This is a genomic window from Streptomyces sp. NPDC056161, from assembly GCF_042268025.1.
Taxonomy (GTDB): Bacteria; Actinomycetota; Actinomycetes; order Streptomycetales; family Streptomycetaceae; genus Streptomyces.
In genome coordinates, this window is the sequence record NZ_JBHJUV010000016.1 from 96,220 (window position 1) to 113,967 (window position 17,748).

Sequence of the window (17,748 nt, forward strand, 5' to 3'; positions counted from 1 at the left end):
GAGGGCCTGTGGCCGCCAGCAGGAGCGCCCCGCCCACAGGGCGCTCCTGCGCGCCACACCTCACGCCCGGCGCAACTCCCGTGCCAGCGCCGCCTTGTCGACCTTCCCGACGGCGGTGAGCGGGAGGCGGGGCACCTGGACGACCTCGTCCGGCGTCTTGTATCCGGCCAGCCCGCGCTCTTCGAGATGGGCGGCGACCTCCCGCGCGCCGGGGGCCGCGCCCGCGCAGACGACGAAGGCGACGGTCCGCTCACCCCGCCGTTCGTCCGGCACACCGACCAGCGCCGCCGCCGTGATCGCCGGATGCGTCAGCAACTGCTCCTCCACCTCGACCGCGGCGATCTTCTCGCCGCCACGGTTGATCTGGTCCTTGATCCGCCCCACCACCACGAGGTGCCCGGTCGGCAGACGCCGCACCACGTCACCGGTCCGGTAGTAGCCGTCCGGGGTGAACGCCGTGCGGTTGTGCTCCTCGGCGCGGTAGTAGCCCCGCAGCGTGTACGGGCCCCGAGTGAGCAGCTCACCGGCCGTACCGTCCGGCACGGGCCTGCCGTCGGTGTCCACCACGCGGACCTCGTCGTCCGGCGAGACGGGCCGGCCCTGAGTGGCGCAGACGAGGTCTTCGCGGTCGTCGAGGCGCGTGAGGTTGACCAGTCCCTCCGCCATGCCGAAGACCTGCTGCACGGTCACCCCGAGTGCCGGTCCGAGCTTTCGCGCGTGGTCCTCCGGCAGCCGCGCCCCGCCGACCTGCACCACCGCGAGACTGCCCAGGTCCCAGGAACCGGAGGCGGCCTCGTCCGTCCAGTGGGTGACGAGCGGCGGAGTCAAGGAGGTCAGGGTCACGCCCTCCCGCTCGACGAGGGCGAACGCCGTCTGCGGGCTGGGGTCCGGTGCGACCACGACGGTCCCTCCGGCCATGAGGGTACCCAGCACACCGGGGCAGGCAAAGGTGAAGTTGAACCCGATGGGCAGCACGGCCAGGTAGACGGTCCCCGCGTCGAGCGCGCAGACCTCGGCGCAGGCGCGCGCGTTGTAGGCGTAGTCGTCGTGGGTCCGCGGGATGAGCTTGGGCAGCCCTGTGGTGCCGCCGGACAGCAGCAGGAGGGCGACATCCGCGGGGTCCGCCCCGCCGTCGTCGGCGCCGGGCACGGACAGGACGTCCGTCGTGGCGGGGCCGGACGCGGACGGTGGGTCCACCCGCAGCGACTCGAACGGGACGAAGCCGTCGTCCGGGCCGGGATCCCCGACCACGACGACGTGCCGCAGCGAGCCGCCCGGCCCCTGCTCCGCCCGCACCTCGCGCACCAGCTCCCGGTGGTCGAACCGGGCGTGCCGGTCCGGCACCACGCAGGCCACGGCATCCGTCACGCGCACCAGATGGCCGATCTCCCGGCGCCGGTGGCCGGGCATGGCGTGCACCGGAACCGCGCCGAGCCGCTGCAACCCGAACCAGACGAGCACGAACTCGGCGCAGTTGGGCAGTTGGAGCACGACGCGATCACCCCGCCCGATCCCGAGCCGGCGCAGTCCGCGGGCCACACGGTCGGCCTCGGCGTCCAGATCCGCGTAGGTCCACCGCCGGTCCCCGTCGACCAGCGCGACACGCCCTCCATGGCGGGCTGCTCCTTGGCGCAGGCGGGTGCCGAAGGTCACTCCCTGCCAGTGCCCGGCGGCCCGGTAACGCGCCGATTCCGCCTCGGGCCGCGTCTGTTGAGTCTCGGTCATGGGGCTCCGCCTCTCATTGCCGGGCATCGGGCTCTGGCACCGAGGCCCGTTGTGTGACTACGATGCGGAGTATAGAAATGATAATCATTTCAATCTAGAGTGGGTTCGGCCGGCCCGAGAGAGATGCGATCCCGTGCGCCGCCCCTCGGCCCGACCACCCCACCCCATCCGACCGGAAGGCCCCCTCAGTGAGCGATGAAGCAGTCGTCCAGGCACGGACAGCGGAAGGCGACACCGGCAGCCGTGACCCGCACGCGCCGGCGGCGGTGCGTGAAGCGGTCGCGCGTGCGCTGGAGATCGCGCCACAGGAGCTGGACGACGACCGGGACCTCTTCGAACTCGGCCTCGACTCACTGATGTTGATGTCCCTGGTCGGCGCCTGGCGGCGGCAGGGCAGCGCGGTCACCTTCCAGGACCTCACGAGCGGCCCGACCCTGGGGGCGTGGACGGCCCTGCTCGGGCGGGAGCGTCACGGCGATGCGCCTGCCACCGCGTGGCCCGCCCCGCTTGCACCGCTCGACGCGCCTGCCACCGCGTGGCCGGCCCCACTCGACGCGCCCGCCACCGTGCGGCCCGCCCCGCCCGACGCGGCGGCGACCGAGGCGCGGACGGATACGTTCCCGCTGGCCACGATGCAGCACGCCTACTGGATCGGACGCCAGGACGGTCAGCCCCTCGGTGGCGTCGCCGCGCACTTCTACGTCGAACTCGACGGCCACGAGGTCGATCCGGTCCGGCTCGACACCGCCCTGCGGTCCCTCGTGCGGCGGCACGGCATGCTGCGGGCCGTCTTCGACGAGGAGGGCCGCCAGCACTTCGGCGCTCCGGGCGCCCCGCTCACCGTGCACGATCTGCGTGAACGCACCCCCGTCGAGGCCGAGGCCGAGCTGGAACTGCTGCGCGAGCGCAACACCCATGCCCGTCCGGACATCGCCGCCGGTGACGTCTTCCGCACGGCCCTGTGTCAGCTCCCCGATGGCAGGACCCGCCTGCAGATCGACCTGGACATGATGGCCGGCGACGCGCTGAGCCTGCGGGTCCTCCTGTCCGACCTGCGCCGCTTCTACGACTGTCCCGACGACCCGCCGCGCGAACTCGGCCTGGACTACCACCGGTACCTCGCCGAGCACGCCGTCCGGCGAAGCGCGGAGCGCGAGCAGCACGCCGTCTGGTGGCGGGAACGCCTGCCGGACCTGCCGCGCGGTCCACGGCTGCCGACGGCCGTCGACCCGCTCACCCCGGTCCGCGCGGACGACACCGCGCTGACCCGCTCCCGCCGCCTGCACCACTGGCTCGGCCCCGCCGACAAGGCGGCACTGATCAGCGCCGCCCGACGGCACGGCATCACCCCCGCCGCCGCCCTCGCCACCGCCTTCGCCGAGGTCATCGCCGCCTGGAGCGACAGCCGGCGCTTCCTCCTCAACCTGCCGCTGTTCGACCGGGAGATGTTCACCCCCGAAGTCGCCCAGCTGGTCGGGGACTTCAGCAGCTCGGTCCTGCTCGACGCGGACATGAGCGCGCCCCTGCCGTTCACCCGTCAGGCCCGCGGTCTCCAGGAGCGCCTTCAGGAAGGCATCTCCCACGGCGCGTACGGCGGCGTCGAGGTGCTGCGCGACCTCGCCCGCGCCGAGGGCACCCCGGTGCTGGCCCCGGTCGTCTACACCAGCGCCATCGGGCTGGGCGAGATCTTCGAGCAGGACGTCCAGAAGTCCTTCGGCCGCCCCTCCTGGATCATCTCCCAGGGCCCCCAGGTCCACCTGGACGCCCAGGTCACCGAACTCGACGGCGGCCTCCTCCTCAACTGGGACATACGGGACGGCGTGTTCGAGGCCGGTGTGCCCGACGCCGCGTTCGACGCCTACCGCGGCCTCATCACCCGCCTCCTGACGGACCCCGATGCCTGGGCGCAGCCGGTGGACGGCCTGCTCGCCCCCGACGTCCTGCCCCGGCGCGCGGTGGCGGCACTGCCTGCCGCACCCGTCCCGGACCGTGCCCTGCACACCCGCTTCTTCCGACTTGCCGAGACCGAGCCGGACCGGCCCGCGGTCGTCCGCACCACCGGCGACACGCTCACCTACGGCGAACTCGCCCACGCGGCACGCCGGATCGCCACGACGCTGCGCGACCACGGCGTACGGGAGGGCGATACCGTCGCGGTGACCCTGCCCAAGGGCGCCGACCAGATCACCGCGGTCCTCGGAGTCCTGGCCGCGGGCGCGGCCTACGCCCCCGTCGGAGTGGAACAGCCCGCCGTACGCCGGGCACGCATCCACTCCGTGGCCGACGCCCGCGTCGTGCTCACCGACCGGGACCACGCCCATCTCTGCGCGAACGCCTCCCCGGCCCCGGTACTGCTCCTGGAGGACGCGTCGCAGGCCCCGCCCGCACCGGTCGTCCAGCCGGACCCCGGCCGGCCCGCCTATGTGCTGTTCACGTCCGGCTCGACGGGGCTGCCCAAGGGTGTCGAGGTGTCGCACCGGGCGGTCGTCAACACCATCGAGGCGATGGAGGAGCAGCTCGGCCTCGGTCCCTCGGACCGTGCTCTCGCGATCTCCGCGCTGGACTTCGACCTCGCCACCTGGGACATCTTCACCCCGCTGTCCCTCGGCGGACAGGTGGTCGCCGTAGGACAGGAGCACCGCCGGGACGCCCACCACTGGGCGCGGCTGGTGCGTACGCACGGGGTGACGCTGGTGCAGTGCGTGCCCGCGCTGCTGGACCTGCTGATGGCCGCCGGAGAGGACGAAGGGCTGGGGAACTCCCTGCGCATGGTGCTGCTCGGCGGGGACTGGGTCGGGCTCGACCAGCCGCGCAGGCTGCGCTCCCTCGTGCCCGGCTGCCGTTTCGTGGCACTCGGCGGTATGACGGAGGCCGCCGTCCACTCCACGGTGTTCGAGGTGGCGGAGACCGACCCGGCCTGGAAGTCCGTCCCCTACGGCGTTCCCCTGCGCAACATGCGGGCCCGCGTCGTGGACGGACGGGGACGCGACTGCCCCGATCTCGTTCCCGGAGAGCTGTGGATCGGCGGGCCCGGTGTGGCCAACGGCTACCGTGCGGACCCCGAGCGCACGGCGGAACGCTTCGTCGAGTACGACGGTGAACGCTGGTACCGCAGCGGTGACCTGGCCCGTTACCGGCCCGACGGTGTGCTGGAGTTCCTCGGCCGCGCCGACCACCAGGTGAAGATCGGCGGCCACCGCATCGAACTGGGCGAGGTGGAGGCCGCGCTGGAGGACGGTCCTGGCGTCCTGCACGCCGTCGCCACCGTCCTCGACACACCGGCGCGACACCTCGCCGCGGCCGTGTCCGACCGCAGCGGGGCGACCGACCCGGACGAGGTCCGCCTGCGGGCGGCACGACGACTCCCCGCCCACATGGTCCCCGAGCGCGTCCTCGTCCTGCCCGAGCTGCCGTTGACCGCCAACGGCAAGCTCGACCGGGCGGCCGTCCGCCAGGCGCTGACCGAGACGGCGGGCCAGGACGGATCTCGCACGTCGGCACCGGTCGGACCGGTGGAGACCGCTGTGGCGGCCGAGTGGGCCGACCTGCTCGCCACCGGCGACGTGGGACGCGAGAGCAGCTTCTTCCTGCTGGGCGGCGACTCGCTCGTAGCGACACGCCTGATCGGCCGGCTGCGCGCCGCCGGTTTCCCCGGCGCCCGCGTGGCCGACCTCTTCGCCCGCCCCGAACTCCAGCGCTTCTGCGAGACGCTGCATCCTGCGACGACCGGTGACGACGAGCAGGCACCGCCCACCGCTCCCGTCCTCGTGCCCGACCCGGACCACGCCCACGAGCCCTTCCCGCTGACGGACGTCCAGGCCGCCTACCACACCGGCCGCGACCCCCGTTTCACCCTCGGCGGCGTCGGCACCTGGCACTACACGGAGTTCGACGGCACGGACGTCGACCTGGACCGGCTGGAGCGCGCCTGGAACACCCTGGTCCGGCGGCACGGCATGCTCCGCGCGGTCGTCGAGGACGGACACCAGCGCGTCCTGCCCGACGTACCGCCGGTGCGCGTACCGGTGCAGGACGCCTCCCCCGAAGGCGCCGCCGAGGCCCTGGCGGGCCTGCGCGCCCGCCTGTCCCAGCAGGTCCGCGACCCCGCCCGGTGGCCGCTCTTCGCCATCGAGGCGGTGCGCTACCACGAGGACGAAGGCGCCGCGGACGGCGCGGTACGGACCCGCGTCGGCGTCGGCCTGGACTACCTCGTGCTCGACGCGCTCTCCATCACCACGCTCTACGCCGAACTCAACGCGCTCTACGCCGACCCGGACCACGAACTGCCGCCCGTGGACGTGTCGTTCCGCGACTGCCTGACCCGCCTCCCGGCGGACCCGGAGTCCGCCGCGCGGGCCCGCGCCCACTGGCAGGCCCGCCTGTCCGAGCTGCCGCCGCCTCCCGCCCTGCCCCTCGACCGGGATCCGGCGACGCTCGACGCGCCCGTCTTCACGCGGCGCCGGCTGAGCCTGCCCGCCGAGGACTGGCAGGCCGTCAAGCGGGACGCGGCCCGGCACGGACTGACCCCCTCCACCGTGCTGCTGGCCCTGTACGCGGAGGTCTTGGCGGCCTGGAGCGGGACCGACGCCCTGACCGTCACGCTCACGCTCTTCAACCGGCGGGACGTCCACCCCCACATCCACCGGGTGCTGGGCGACTTCACCTCCCTGTCCCTCGCGGGTCACCGGCGCGACGGCGCGTCCTGGCTCCCGGCGGCCGCCGCGCTGCAACGCCGTCAGGCGGAGGACCTCGACCACGCCGACGTGCCGATCGACTGGCTGCTGCGGGAGTTCGGCCGTCGCACGGGCGCGGTGGACGCCGCCGCGCCCGTGGTGTTCACCAGCGCCATCGGCGTCGGTGACGCGACGCTGGCGGCACCGGGCTCCGGCTTCCCCGCGAAGGTCTGGGGCATCTCCCAGTCCCCGCAGGTGTGCCTGGACAACCAGGTCACCGAGGAGTCCGGGAACCTGATCGTCACCTGGGACGCCGTCGAGGAACTGTTCGCCGAGGGTGTCCTCGACGCGATGTTCGCCGCCTACGAACGGCTGCTGCGGCACATCGTCGCGAGTAACTGGGAGGCACCCCTTCCCGACCTGCTGCCCGCCGCCCAGTACGAACGGCGGGCCGCCGCCGCACGGGAGGCCGCCCTGGAACCGGTGACGACGCGCCCGCTGCACGAGGCGTTCTTCACCCACGCGACGGCCACACCCGACCGAGCCGCCCTCGTGACGACGGCAGGAGAGGAGGTGACGTACTCAACCCTCGCGGACCGGGCGCTGCGCGTCGCCGCCGCACTCGGCGACGCGGGCCTGCGTCCGGGCGAGCCGGTCGCGGTCACCCTGCCCAAGGGCCCGGAGCAGATCGCGGCGGTCCTCGGCGTCCTCGCGGCCGGCGCCGCCTATGTTCCGCTGAGCCTCGAACAGCCCCCGGCGAGGCTGGAGCGGGTGCACGCAACCACCGGATTCAAGGTGGTTCTGGGGAGTTGGCCCGCCCCGGAAGGTACCGGCCCCCACCCCCTGTCCTTCGCGGACACGCAGGGCCGCGAGCCGCTGCCCGCGCCGTGTGAAACATCCCCCCGGTCGCTCGCCTACGTGATCTTCACGTCGGGTTCCACGGGTGAGCCCAAGGGAGTCGAGATCACCCACGCCGCCGCCTGGAACACGATCGCCGACATCAACGCCCGCCACGGCATCACGGGTGACGACCGCGTCTTCGCCCTGTCGGCCCTGGACTTCGACCTGTCCGTGTACGACGTCTTCGGCCTGCTCGCCGAGGGCGGCTCCCTCCTGCTGCCCACCGAGGAGCAGCGCCGTGAACCGGCCCGCTGGCCGAGTCTGCTGGAGCAGTACGACGTGACCGTCTGGAACACCGTCCCCGCTCTGCTCGACCTGCTGCTCGACGCCGATGAACAGGGGGGACGGGCAGACGGCCGGATCGGGAAGCTGCGGACCGCACTGGTCTCGGGCGACTGGATCGGCCTCGACCTGCCCGCCCGGCTGCGGGCCCGGACCGCGCGGCCCTGCTCCTTCGTCGCCATGGGCGGAGCCACGGAAGCCGCCATCTGGTCCAACACCCTCACCGTCACCGAGTTGGATCCACGATGGGTGTCCATACCCTACGGACGCCCCCTGACCGGACAGCACTACCGCGTGGCCGACCGCGACGGGCGGGACTGTCCCGACTGGGTGCCCGGCGAACTGTGGATCGGCGGCGCGGGACTGGCCCGCGGCTACCTGGCCGACCCGGTCCGCACCGCCGAGAAGTTCGTCGACCAAGGCGGGCGACGCTGGTACCGGACGGGTGACCTGGGCCGGTTCCGGGGCGACGGACTGCTGGAGTTCCTCGGCCGGCTCGACAGCCAGCTGAAGATCGCCGGCCACCGTATCGAGGCGGGAGAGATCGAGGCCGCGCTGGAGGCACACCCGGACATCGCGCGGGCCGCCGTCATGGCCGTGGGGGAGCGCACCGCGAAGCGCCTGGTCGCCTTCGCCGTACCGCAGGACCCCACCCCGGGCGGGGCCCCCGCCGACGAGCCGGTGCTCACCGAGTCCGGCACACCCGTCGAGCACCCCGAACTCACCGAGGGCCTCTTCCGCCTGCTCGCGGAGCGGGTGCCGGTCTACGCCGTCCCCTCCCGCATCCTGCTCCTGCCCGCCCTGCCCCTCACCCCGAACGGCAAGGTCGACCGGGGAGCCCTGGCCGGCCTGGCGGGGCCCGAAAAGGTGTCCGCGGGCGCCGAGCCACCACAGGACGGGACCGAGACGGCCCTCGCCGCGCTCTGGCACGAGTACCTGCCGCAGTGGGTGCCGGACCGCAACGCCAACTTCTTCACCGTCGGTGGCGACAGCCTCACCGCGCTGCGCCTGCTCACCGCGATCGAGCGCCGGCTGGGGGCCACCGTGCCCGTCCACCGCTTCTTCGCCGCACCGACCATCGCCGCGCTCGCCGCGGACGTCACCCGAACGCTCGCGGCCCACGAGACCGCCTACGAGACCGGAGAGCTGTGAACATCGCTGAACTGCTGGCCCGTTACGCCGACGAGGGCGTGGTGCTGTGGGCCCAGGACGGACAACTGCGTTTCCGGGCGCCCGCGGGCCGGCTCACCGACACCCACCGGGCCGAACTGCGCACCCACAAGGAAGCCCTCCTCCGCCACCTGGCGGCCGAGGAGCCGACGCTGCACGGTGACCCGGAGCACCGCCACGAACCCTTCCCGCTGACGGACATCCAGGCCGCCTACCTCATCGGCCGCACCGACGCCTACGCCTACGGGGGCGTCGGCTGCCACGCCTATGTCGAACTGGAATACCCCGACCTGGACGTGGACCGCGTCACCGCCGTCTGGCGAGAGCTGGTCCAGCGACACGACATGCTCCGCGCCGTCATCCAGCACGACGGCTACCAGCAGATCCTGCCCGATGTCCCCGCCCTCGACGTCGGAGCCGACGACTTGACCGCGCTCCCGGCCGCCACCGCCGAGGCGGCGGTCGGGCGCACCCGAGCACGCCTGTCCGCACGCGAGGCACCCACCGACCAGTGGCCCCTCTTCGACGTGCACGTGACCCGGACCGCCGAGCGGGCCGTACTCCACCTCGCCTTCGACATGCTCGTCGTCGACCACGCCAGCCTGCGCATCCTGCTCGCCGAGTTCCAGCGGTGCTACAGCGGCGCCGTCCTCTCCCGGCCGCCTCGGATCACCTTCCGCGACTACGTCCTGGCCCGCCGCGCCCTCGCCGACACCGACGGCCACGCCCGCGACCGCGCCTACTGGACCGAACGGCTCGACATCCTCCCGCCGGCCCCCGAACTGCCCCTCGCCGAAGCCTGGGAGGCCGCCGTGCGCGACCCGCGGGAAACGAGCGACCCCCCGGTTCCCGGGGACGCGGTGACATTCCGCCGACGGGAGATCCTGCTGCCCGCGGCCGACCGGGACCGCCTCGTCGAACGGGCCGCGCGACGCGGGCTGACCGTGTCGACGGCCCTGCTCACCGCGTACGCCGAAACGGTCGGTACCTGGTCGCGGACCAGCCGGTTCACGCTCAACGTGCCCACGGTCGACCGGCCCGATCTCCACGAGGACATCGACCGGCTCATCGGTGACTTCACCTCGCTCGAACTGCTCGCCGTCGACCTGGACGCCCCGGCCACCTTCGCCGAGCGGACCAGGTCGGTGGGGCAGCAGCTTCTCGAAGACCTGGCACACCCGCTGTTCACCGGCTCGGAGGTGCTCGCCGAACTCTCCCGCAGGGCCCAAGCCCCGGTGCTGATGCCGGTCGTCTTCACCAGCGCCCTCGGCAGCGGTGCCACCTCCGAGGGCGTACCCCCCGAGGTGACGTACGCCGTGACCCGGACGCCGCAGGTGTGGCTCGACTGCCAGGTCATGCACCGCGGCGACACCCTGAGCCTGTCCTGGGACATCCGGGAGGGCGTGCTCAGCGCGGGTGTCGCCGACGCCATGTTCGAGGCGTACACGGCGCTCGTGCGGTCCCTGTCGGCCGAGGGCGCGGCCGGTGAGGCCGTCTGGGACGCACCGGCCGGCATCCCCCTGCCCAAGGCGCAGGCAGCGCGCCGGAGCAGGGTCAACGCGACCGAGGGACCTCTGCCTAACGCCCTGCTCCACGAACCCGTACTGGCCCAGGCGCAGGCCACACCGGACGCGATCGCGGTCCGCACACCCGAACTGGCCCTCTCCTACCGGCAGCTCCTCTCCCGTGCGAGCGCACTCGCCGGGGCGCTGACGGCGTCCGGACTGCGCCCCGGGGAACCGGTGGCCATCTGGATGGACAAGGGCTGGGAGCAGGTCGTCGCCGTCCTCGGCGCCCTCCTGGCGGGCGGCGCCTACCTGCCCGTCGACACGGCCCAGCCGCCGGCCCGCCGGGACACGATCATCGCGGACGCGGGCGTCCGCACGGTCCTCACCCAGTCCTGGCTCGCCGAACTCGAAGACCTCCCGGCGAGGGTGTCGGCCGTCGCCGTGGACCTCGTCGAGGAAACCACCGTGGACAGCACGAGCGCCGACGCCCGCCGGAACCCGGACGACCTCGCCTACATCATCTACACCTCGGGCTCCACCGGTACGCCCAAGGGCGTGATGATCAGCCACCGGGCCGCCCTCAACACCGTCGAGGACATCAACCGCCGCTTCGCCGTCACCGGGCGCGACCGCGTCCTCGGCATCGCGGGACTCGGCTTCGACCTGTCCGTCTACGACCTGTTCGGACCGCTCGCCGTGGGCGCCACCCTGGTCCTGCCCCAGGCCGACCGGCGCGGAGACCCCTCCCACTGGGCCGAACTCGTCCGCGACTTCGGCGTCACGGTGTGGAACTCCGTGCCCGGCCAGCTCCACATGCTGTGCGACTGGCTCCGCTCCGAGCCCACCGAAGGCGGCTCGCTGCGGCTCGCGCTGATATCCGGCGACTGGATACCGGTCGCCCTGCCCGACCAGGCCCGTGAACTCCTGCCGGGGCTGGAGATCGTCTCGCTCGGCGGTGCCACCGAGGGCTCCATCTGGTCCATCGCCCACCCGATCGGTGAGGTGGACACCGCTCGCCCGAGCATCCCGTACGGCAAGCCCCTGACCAATCAGACGTTCGCCGTGCTCGACCGGCATGCGCGGCCACGGCCCGAATGGGTTCCGGGCGAGCTGTACATCGGCGGCGCGGGCGTCGCCCTGGGCTACTTCGGCGACGAGGACCGCACGGCACAGCGGTTCCGCACCGACCCCGTCACCGGCCGGCGGCTCTACCGCACGGGCGACCTCGGGCGCTACCTCCCCGACGGGACCATCGAGTTCCTGGGCCGGGAGGACGCCCAGGTCAAAATCCGCGGGTACCGCGTCGAACTCGCCGAGGTGGAGGCCGCCGTACAGGCCCACCCGGCGGTGGCGGCGGGCGCTGTCGTCGTCGACGACTCGGCGGCGGGCGGACGCCGCCTGGCCGCGTTCGTGGAGACGGCACGCAAGGACGGCGAGACGGCACGCAAGGACGGCGAGACGGCGCGCGCCGTAGGAGGGGCGGCGCGCAAGGACGGCGGCGAGCCTGCCGCGGCGAGCAGGGAACGGGCGCGCGCCGCGGCCGCCGACGCCGTACGCGAAGCCGCCGCGGCCGTCGACGCCGCACGGCTGGGGGACTTCCTGGGCGCCCTCGACGAGGTGGCGCTCGCCGAGATGACCGGCGTCCTCGCGGCCTCCGGGGTGTTCGCCGAGGGCGCGGCACGCACGGCGGACGAGGTGGGCACGGCCCTCCGCGCCACCCCCCGCCACCGGCACATCGTGCGGCGCTGGCTGCGCGCCCTGGCCGCCCGGGGCCGGCTCACCCACCAGGACGCGGACGACACCTACGCCGGGCTCGTACCCGTCCCCGAGCCCGAGGCGGAACACGGCCGGCGCAGGGCCGCCGAGCTGGAGCACGAGATCGGGTGGAGCACCGAACTGCTCACCGTCATGCGCACCTGCGCCGAGCGGCTGCCCGCACTGGTCTCCGGGGAGGCGGACATCAGGGAACTGCTCTTCCCCGGCGCCGCGACGGAGGCCGCGGACGCCGCCTACCGCGACAACCTCGCCATCCGGCACCTCAACCGTGCCGTGGTCGCCGCGGTGCGCGAGATCGCCGCGAGCCACACCGGCGAGGAGCGGCTGCGCGTGCTGGAGGTCGGCGGCGGTGTCGGCGGCACCACCGGCGAACTGGTGCCCGTCCTCGCCGAGTACGGGGTCGACTACCTGTTCACCGATGCCTCGGCGTTCTTCCTCAACGAGGCCCGCGAACGCTTCGCCGACCACGCGTGGGTCCGTCACCGGCGCTTCGACGTCGACGAGGACCCACGCTCCCAGCACCTGCTGCCCAACACCTTCGACGTCGTGGTCTGCGCCAACACGCTGCACGCCGCCACCGACGCCGACGCGGCCGTGGGCCGGCTGCGGGAACTGCTCGTGCCGGGCGGACAGCTCGTGTTCGTGGAGAACACCCGCGACGAGAACCTGCCGCTGCTGGTCTCCATGGAGTTCCTGGAGGTCGCCGGCCGGGCGTGGACCGACGTGCGCGAGCACACCGGCCAGTCCTTCCTCACCCACGCGCAGTGGTGCGACCTCCTCGACGGGCACGCCGCGACCGAGGTCACCTCGCTGCCCGACGCCCAGCACCCCCTGGCGCTCACCGGCCAGGAGGTGTTCATCGCCACGATGAAGGACGACCGGCACCACGTGCCGGTGGGGGAGCTGGCCCGCACGGCGGCCACCCGGCTCCCGGAGTACATGCTCCCCTCGGTATGGCAGGTCGTCGACACCTTGCCCCGCACGGCCAACGGCAAGACCGACCGCGCGCGCCTGCGGACCTGGCTGCCCCAGGAGAACGCACCGGCCGTCGTGGACGAGCGACCGAAGGACGAGCTGGAGAACAGCCTGGCCGACCTGTGGCGGGAACTCCTCGCGGTCGAACGCGTCACCCGCAACGACGACTTCTTCGACCTCGGCGGCGACTCGCTCCTGGTGGCCCGGATGGTGGGCCGGCTGCGTGAACGCGTACCGCAGGCCGCGGACCTGGAGTGGGAGGTCGTGCTGCGCCATATGCTGCGCCGCCCCACGGTCGCCGGTCTCGCCGGGTTCCTGCGCGGCCTGTCCGGCCCGCAGGACGCGGCCGCCTCCGGTGCCGTGCGCACGGACCCGGTGATCCACCTGCACGGCACCCGTACGGATGAGGAGCCGACGACCGTACTGGTGCACGCCGGGACCGCGACGATCATGCCGTACCGGGCCCTGATCACCGAGATCAGACGCCGCTCGCCGGGCCTCGCCGAGGTCGTCGGCGTGGAGGTCCCGGACCTGGACGGATTCCTCGCCGCCCCGCCGGAGGGGCTCGTCGAGCAGTTGGCGGCCGACTACGCCCGAGCCCTGACGGCGGAGGGGAGAAGCCGCTTCCACGTCGTGGGCTACTGCCTGGGCGGCCTGATCGCCACCGAGGTCGCCCGCAACCTGGCCGAGTCCGGGGCCGAGGTGGAGAGCCTCACCGTCATCAGCAGCCACAGCCCCCGCTTCCGGCTGGACGACGAACTGCTCGCCGAGTACTCCTTCGCCGTCATGATGGGCATCGACCCGGCGGACCTCGGTTTCCCGGACGACCAGTACCGGGTCGCCGCTGCGGCCGACGCGGTCCTGGCCGCCGACCCCGGCGTCCTGCCGGACGGCGGGCTCGCGGCGCTGCCCGAGGAGTTCGGTGATGTCGCGAGCCGCTTCCGGGCGCTGGCCGACGTCCCCCGCGCCACCCGTATCGCGCGGATGTGCGAGGCGGTCCCCGCGTCGGCCGGCACCTACCAGCCCGACCACATGGCGCGGCTCTTCCTCGCCTTCCGCCAGAGCGTGTTCGCCATCACCCGGTACGACGCGGAACCCTACGCGGGCGACATCACCTTCCTGCGACACGACGGCGCCTACCCCTTCCCCGGAAGCAAGGACGCCGTCACCGCCTACTGGGAGGAACTCACCCTGGGCGACCTGGACATCGTCGACATCGGTGGCGACCACTACAGCTGCCTGTCCGTCGAGCACGCGCCCGGCATCCTCAAGACACTCGGTGAGCTGACCCAGGGGGCGATCGTCCGATGACCGATCAGCCGATGCCCCGAAACACGACAGCGGCGGACCCGACGGCGGCGGACACGACAGCGTCGAGCGCGACGTCGGGGAAGAAGCCCCTCATCGGAGTCCTGGGCGCCTCCGGGGCGGTCGGCCGCGCCGCCGTACGCGAACTGCGCGCTCTCGGCCACACCGGGCTGCGCCTCGGCGGCCGGACCGCGTCGGCCCTGTGCGCGGTCGCCCAGGCGGACCCCACCGGCCATGACGAGACCGTGTGGGCGGACGCCCTCGCCCCGGACGGTCTGCGAGCCTTCACCGAAGGCTGCGACATCGTTCTCAACTGCGTCGGTCCCACCTACCGGCTCCGCGCCACGGTGGCCTCGGCGGCACTGGCCGCCGGAGCGCACTGCGTCGATGTGGCGGGGGACGACCCGGCCGCCGAGGACCTCCTCAAGGACGGCGATCCGGCCGACGACGGCCGCACCGTCGTCCTGTCGGCGGGAGCCCTCCCCGGGCTGTCGAGCCTCCTGCCCCGCTGGCTCGCCAGGCAGGGCCTGGACAGCGCCTCCGCGCTGACCGCGTACTGCGGCGGCCTGGAGACCTGCTCGCCGACGGTGGCGCGCGACCTCATGCTCTCCCTCACCTCCGGAGGCGCGGACGGCGCGGCCTACGGCGAAGCGCTGGCGGCCGTCCGCGGCGGTCGGCGCGTCCCGCGCGCCCTGCGCACCGCCGAGGACGCCGAACACGCGGCCTTTCCGGGCCGGGTGGCACTACAGCCCTACCTCAGCGGGGAGAGCGAGCGCCTCGCCACCGCCCTGGGCCTCGACCGGCTCGACTGGTACAACGTCCACCCCGGGCCCGCGGTACGCGCGCTGCTCGGTCTCCTGCCGGGCCGACTCGCCGCCGGAGACGACCCGGAGGAGCTCGCGGACCGACTGATCCTCGCCGCCGACCTCGACCTGGCCGGCCGCAGGCCCTACTACGTCATGGACTTCGCGCTGTCGGGCACGGCATCCGCACGACCGGCGACGGCGGGGCTGACGCTGCGCGCCGCCAGCAGCTACCGGCTCACCGCGGCGGTGGGCGCGCTGTCGGTGGACGCGGTGCTGCGGGGCGAGGTCCCAGCGGGTGTGCACTTCGCCTGCGACGTCCTGGATTCGGACACCGCGATGCGGCACCTGCGGTTCCAGGGGGTCGCGGACCTCCGGCTCACCGGAGCGGCGGCCGGGCGCGAGCGAGCCGAGCAGGTGGAGGAGGGCGTGCTGTGAGCGCTTCGACCCCCTTCCGAGTGCTGGTCTGCGGCACCAACTTCGGCCGTTTCTACGCCGAGGCGGCGGCCCGGCGCCCCGGATACGCCCTGGCCGGCATCCTGAGCCGGGGATCGGCCGCCTCCCGGGCATACGCGCGGAGTCTGGGCGTCCCCTTCTTCCCGGACGTCGACGACCTCCCGGCCGACATCGACGCCGCGTGCGTGGCGGTGGGTTCCTCCATATCGGGCGGCCAGGGAACCGAGCTGGCCAAGGCACTCATGGACCGGGGCATCCATGTGCTCCAGGAGCACCCCGTCCACCTCACCGAGTTGACGGACAACCTCAAACACGCCCGTCTCCGGGGCGTGCAGTACCGCCTCAACACGCACTACCCGCACGTCGCTCCGGTCCGGGCCTTCATCGGCGCGGCCCGTCGGCTGGTCGCCCAGCAGAGACCGCTCTTCGTGGACGCCGCCACCCCGGTCCACCTGATGCATCCCCTGGTGGACATCCTCGGGCAGGCCATGGGCACCCTGCGGCCCTGGCGATTCGCGGACCCGGCACCACGGCCCGCCGAGATCGGGCCGCAGCCGTTCCGCTCCCTGCACGGTGTGTTCGCCGGCGTGCCTCTGACCCTGCGGGTGCACCACCAGCTCGACCCGTCCGACCGGGACAACCACGCACTCCACTGGCACCGGATCGCTCTGGGCACGGAAGGCGGAGTCCTCACCCTCGCCGACACTCACGGGCCGGTCCTGTGGAGCCCCCGTCTGCACATCGGACGCGACACCGACCGGCGCTTCGTCCTCGACGGTCCGGGTACCGGCCGCCTGGGGCTCGGAACCACGGCCGTCGTCGGAGACCCGGGAACCTTCCGTACGGTCTTCTCCGACCTGTGGCCGCAGGCCGTCGGCAGCGCCCTCGACGGTCTCCGCGAGGCCGTCGAACAAGGCGGCGACGCCCTGCGCACCGGGCAGTACGAGCTGGCCGTGTGCCGCATCTGGACCGACCTCGCGGCACGCCTCGGACCGCCCGAGATCGTCCGACCGGCCACCCCGCGGCCGCTGGCGGTCAGCGACGTCTTCCCCGTTTGGGAGCAGACCCGCCCTGACACGAACCGCCCCCGCCCTGACACGAACCGCCCCCGCGCCGACCGGAACGCGGCCGGAGCGCTTCCCGGGAACGGCCACTCCCGTTCGGACGCGCGCCCCGGCAGCGGTCCCGGTCCGGTTCGGGGCCGGGGAACCACCGTCCCCGGGCCGGCCACATACGGCTCTGCGGGCACCGCGTCCGATCCAGCCCCGCCCCGCCGCGCGGATACCGCGCCCGGCCAGGCTCCGTCCGGCCCCGAGAACCCCTCGCCCTACACCCCGTCGGCGGAATTCTTCGACCTCGTCGCGGCCGAGCACACCGTGACCGCGAGCGCGCCCGCGATCGCCGCGCTCCTCGCCGACGCCGACCTGAGCACCGGGCCGGTGATCGACATCGGCGCCGGCACCGGCCTGGTGACCGAGGCCGTCGCCCGGACAAGGCCGGACGCGGAGATCCTCGCCTGCGAACCGGCGGTCGGCATGCGCGCCGTCCTCACCAGCCGGGTCTTCAGCGATCCGGACCTGCGCTCCCGGGTCACCGTCACCGCGGACGCCGCTCCCGACCTGGACCTCCCCGACCAGGTCAGCGTCGTCCTGCTCTGCGGGGTCCTCGGCCACCTCGACGCGGACGGACGGGCCCGGCTGTGGCGGGAGCTGCTCCGACGGCTGGCCCCCGGAGGGTTCGTGGTCGTCGAACTCATGCAGTTCGAGGAGCCGTTGACCTTCCCCGAGACCAGGCTCGCCACGGCCACCGCCGGACGGCACCGCTACGAGTGGTCGTTCGGCGGTGCACCGGACGAGACGGAGACCGGCGTGATGCGCCTGCACTCCACCTGGCGCGTCTACCGGGACGGCGCCACCCAGGCGGAACGCGAGGTACACGACTCCTACCGCTGGGCGCCCTTCGGACTGAAGGACGTGGTGGCCGAGTCCGGCATGACCGCCCGCACCCTGCCCACCCGCCCCGGAGCACCTCCGCTGGCCGTACTCACCCGGGCACCGGACGCGTCGAACACGACGCCCGAACCGGGCCGGCCGGACGCGCGTACCGCGCCGGTCGCCGCGGACTCCCCGCGCACCGCCACTCCCCATGCCTCCTCCTCCACCGACAGCTGAG

The 17,748-nt window shown here is 73.5% G+C and carries 5 protein-coding genes; 4 read left to right on the top strand and 1 reads right to left on the bottom strand.

Annotated features, from left to right (window positions below; genetic code table 11):
• Positions 1 to 60 precede the first annotated feature (60 nt).
• Positions 61 to 1,725 (bottom strand): (2,3-dihydroxybenzoyl)adenylate synthase, encoded by a 1,665-nt coding sequence (locus ACFC09_RS17185; protein ID WP_376528628.1) that lies wholly within the window; start codon positions 1,723 to 1,725, stop codon positions 61 to 63.
• Positions 1,726 to 1,913: 188 nt separating this feature from the next.
• On the opposite strand from ACFC09_RS17185, the gene ACFC09_RS17190 reads away from it, so the two are divergent.
• The 4 genes from ACFC09_RS17190 to ACFC09_RS17205 are packed head-to-tail and all read left to right on the top strand — an operon-like array spanning position 1,914 to position 17,747.
• A complete protein-coding gene (locus ACFC09_RS17190; protein WP_376528630.1) occupies positions 1,914 to 8,732 on the top strand; it encodes an amino acid adenylation domain-containing protein in 6,819 nt (2,272 codons plus the stop codon).
• Positions 8,729 to 14,320 carry an amino acid adenylation domain-containing protein gene (locus ACFC09_RS17195; RefSeq protein ID WP_376528632.1) on the top strand — a complete coding sequence of 1,864 codons (5,592 nt, stop codon included), beginning with the start codon at positions 8,729 to 8,731 and terminating at the stop codon, positions 14,318 to 14,320. Before ACFC09_RS17190 ends, ACFC09_RS17195 begins: the two co-directional genes overlap by 4 nt.
• Positions 14,317 to 15,558, top strand: coding sequence for a saccharopine dehydrogenase NADP-binding domain-containing protein (locus ACFC09_RS17200; RefSeq protein WP_376528634.1), 1,242 nt, complete (start codon positions 14,317 to 14,319; stop codon positions 15,556 to 15,558). Before ACFC09_RS17195 ends, ACFC09_RS17200 begins: the two co-directional genes overlap by 4 nt.
• Positions 15,555 to 17,747 (top strand): Gfo/Idh/MocA family oxidoreductase, encoded by a 2,193-nt coding sequence (locus ACFC09_RS17205; RefSeq protein ID WP_376528636.1) that lies wholly within the window; start codon positions 15,555 to 15,557, stop codon positions 17,745 to 17,747. The genes ACFC09_RS17200 and ACFC09_RS17205 overlap by 4 nt, the downstream gene beginning before the upstream one ends.
• Position 17,748 lies beyond the last annotated feature (1 nt).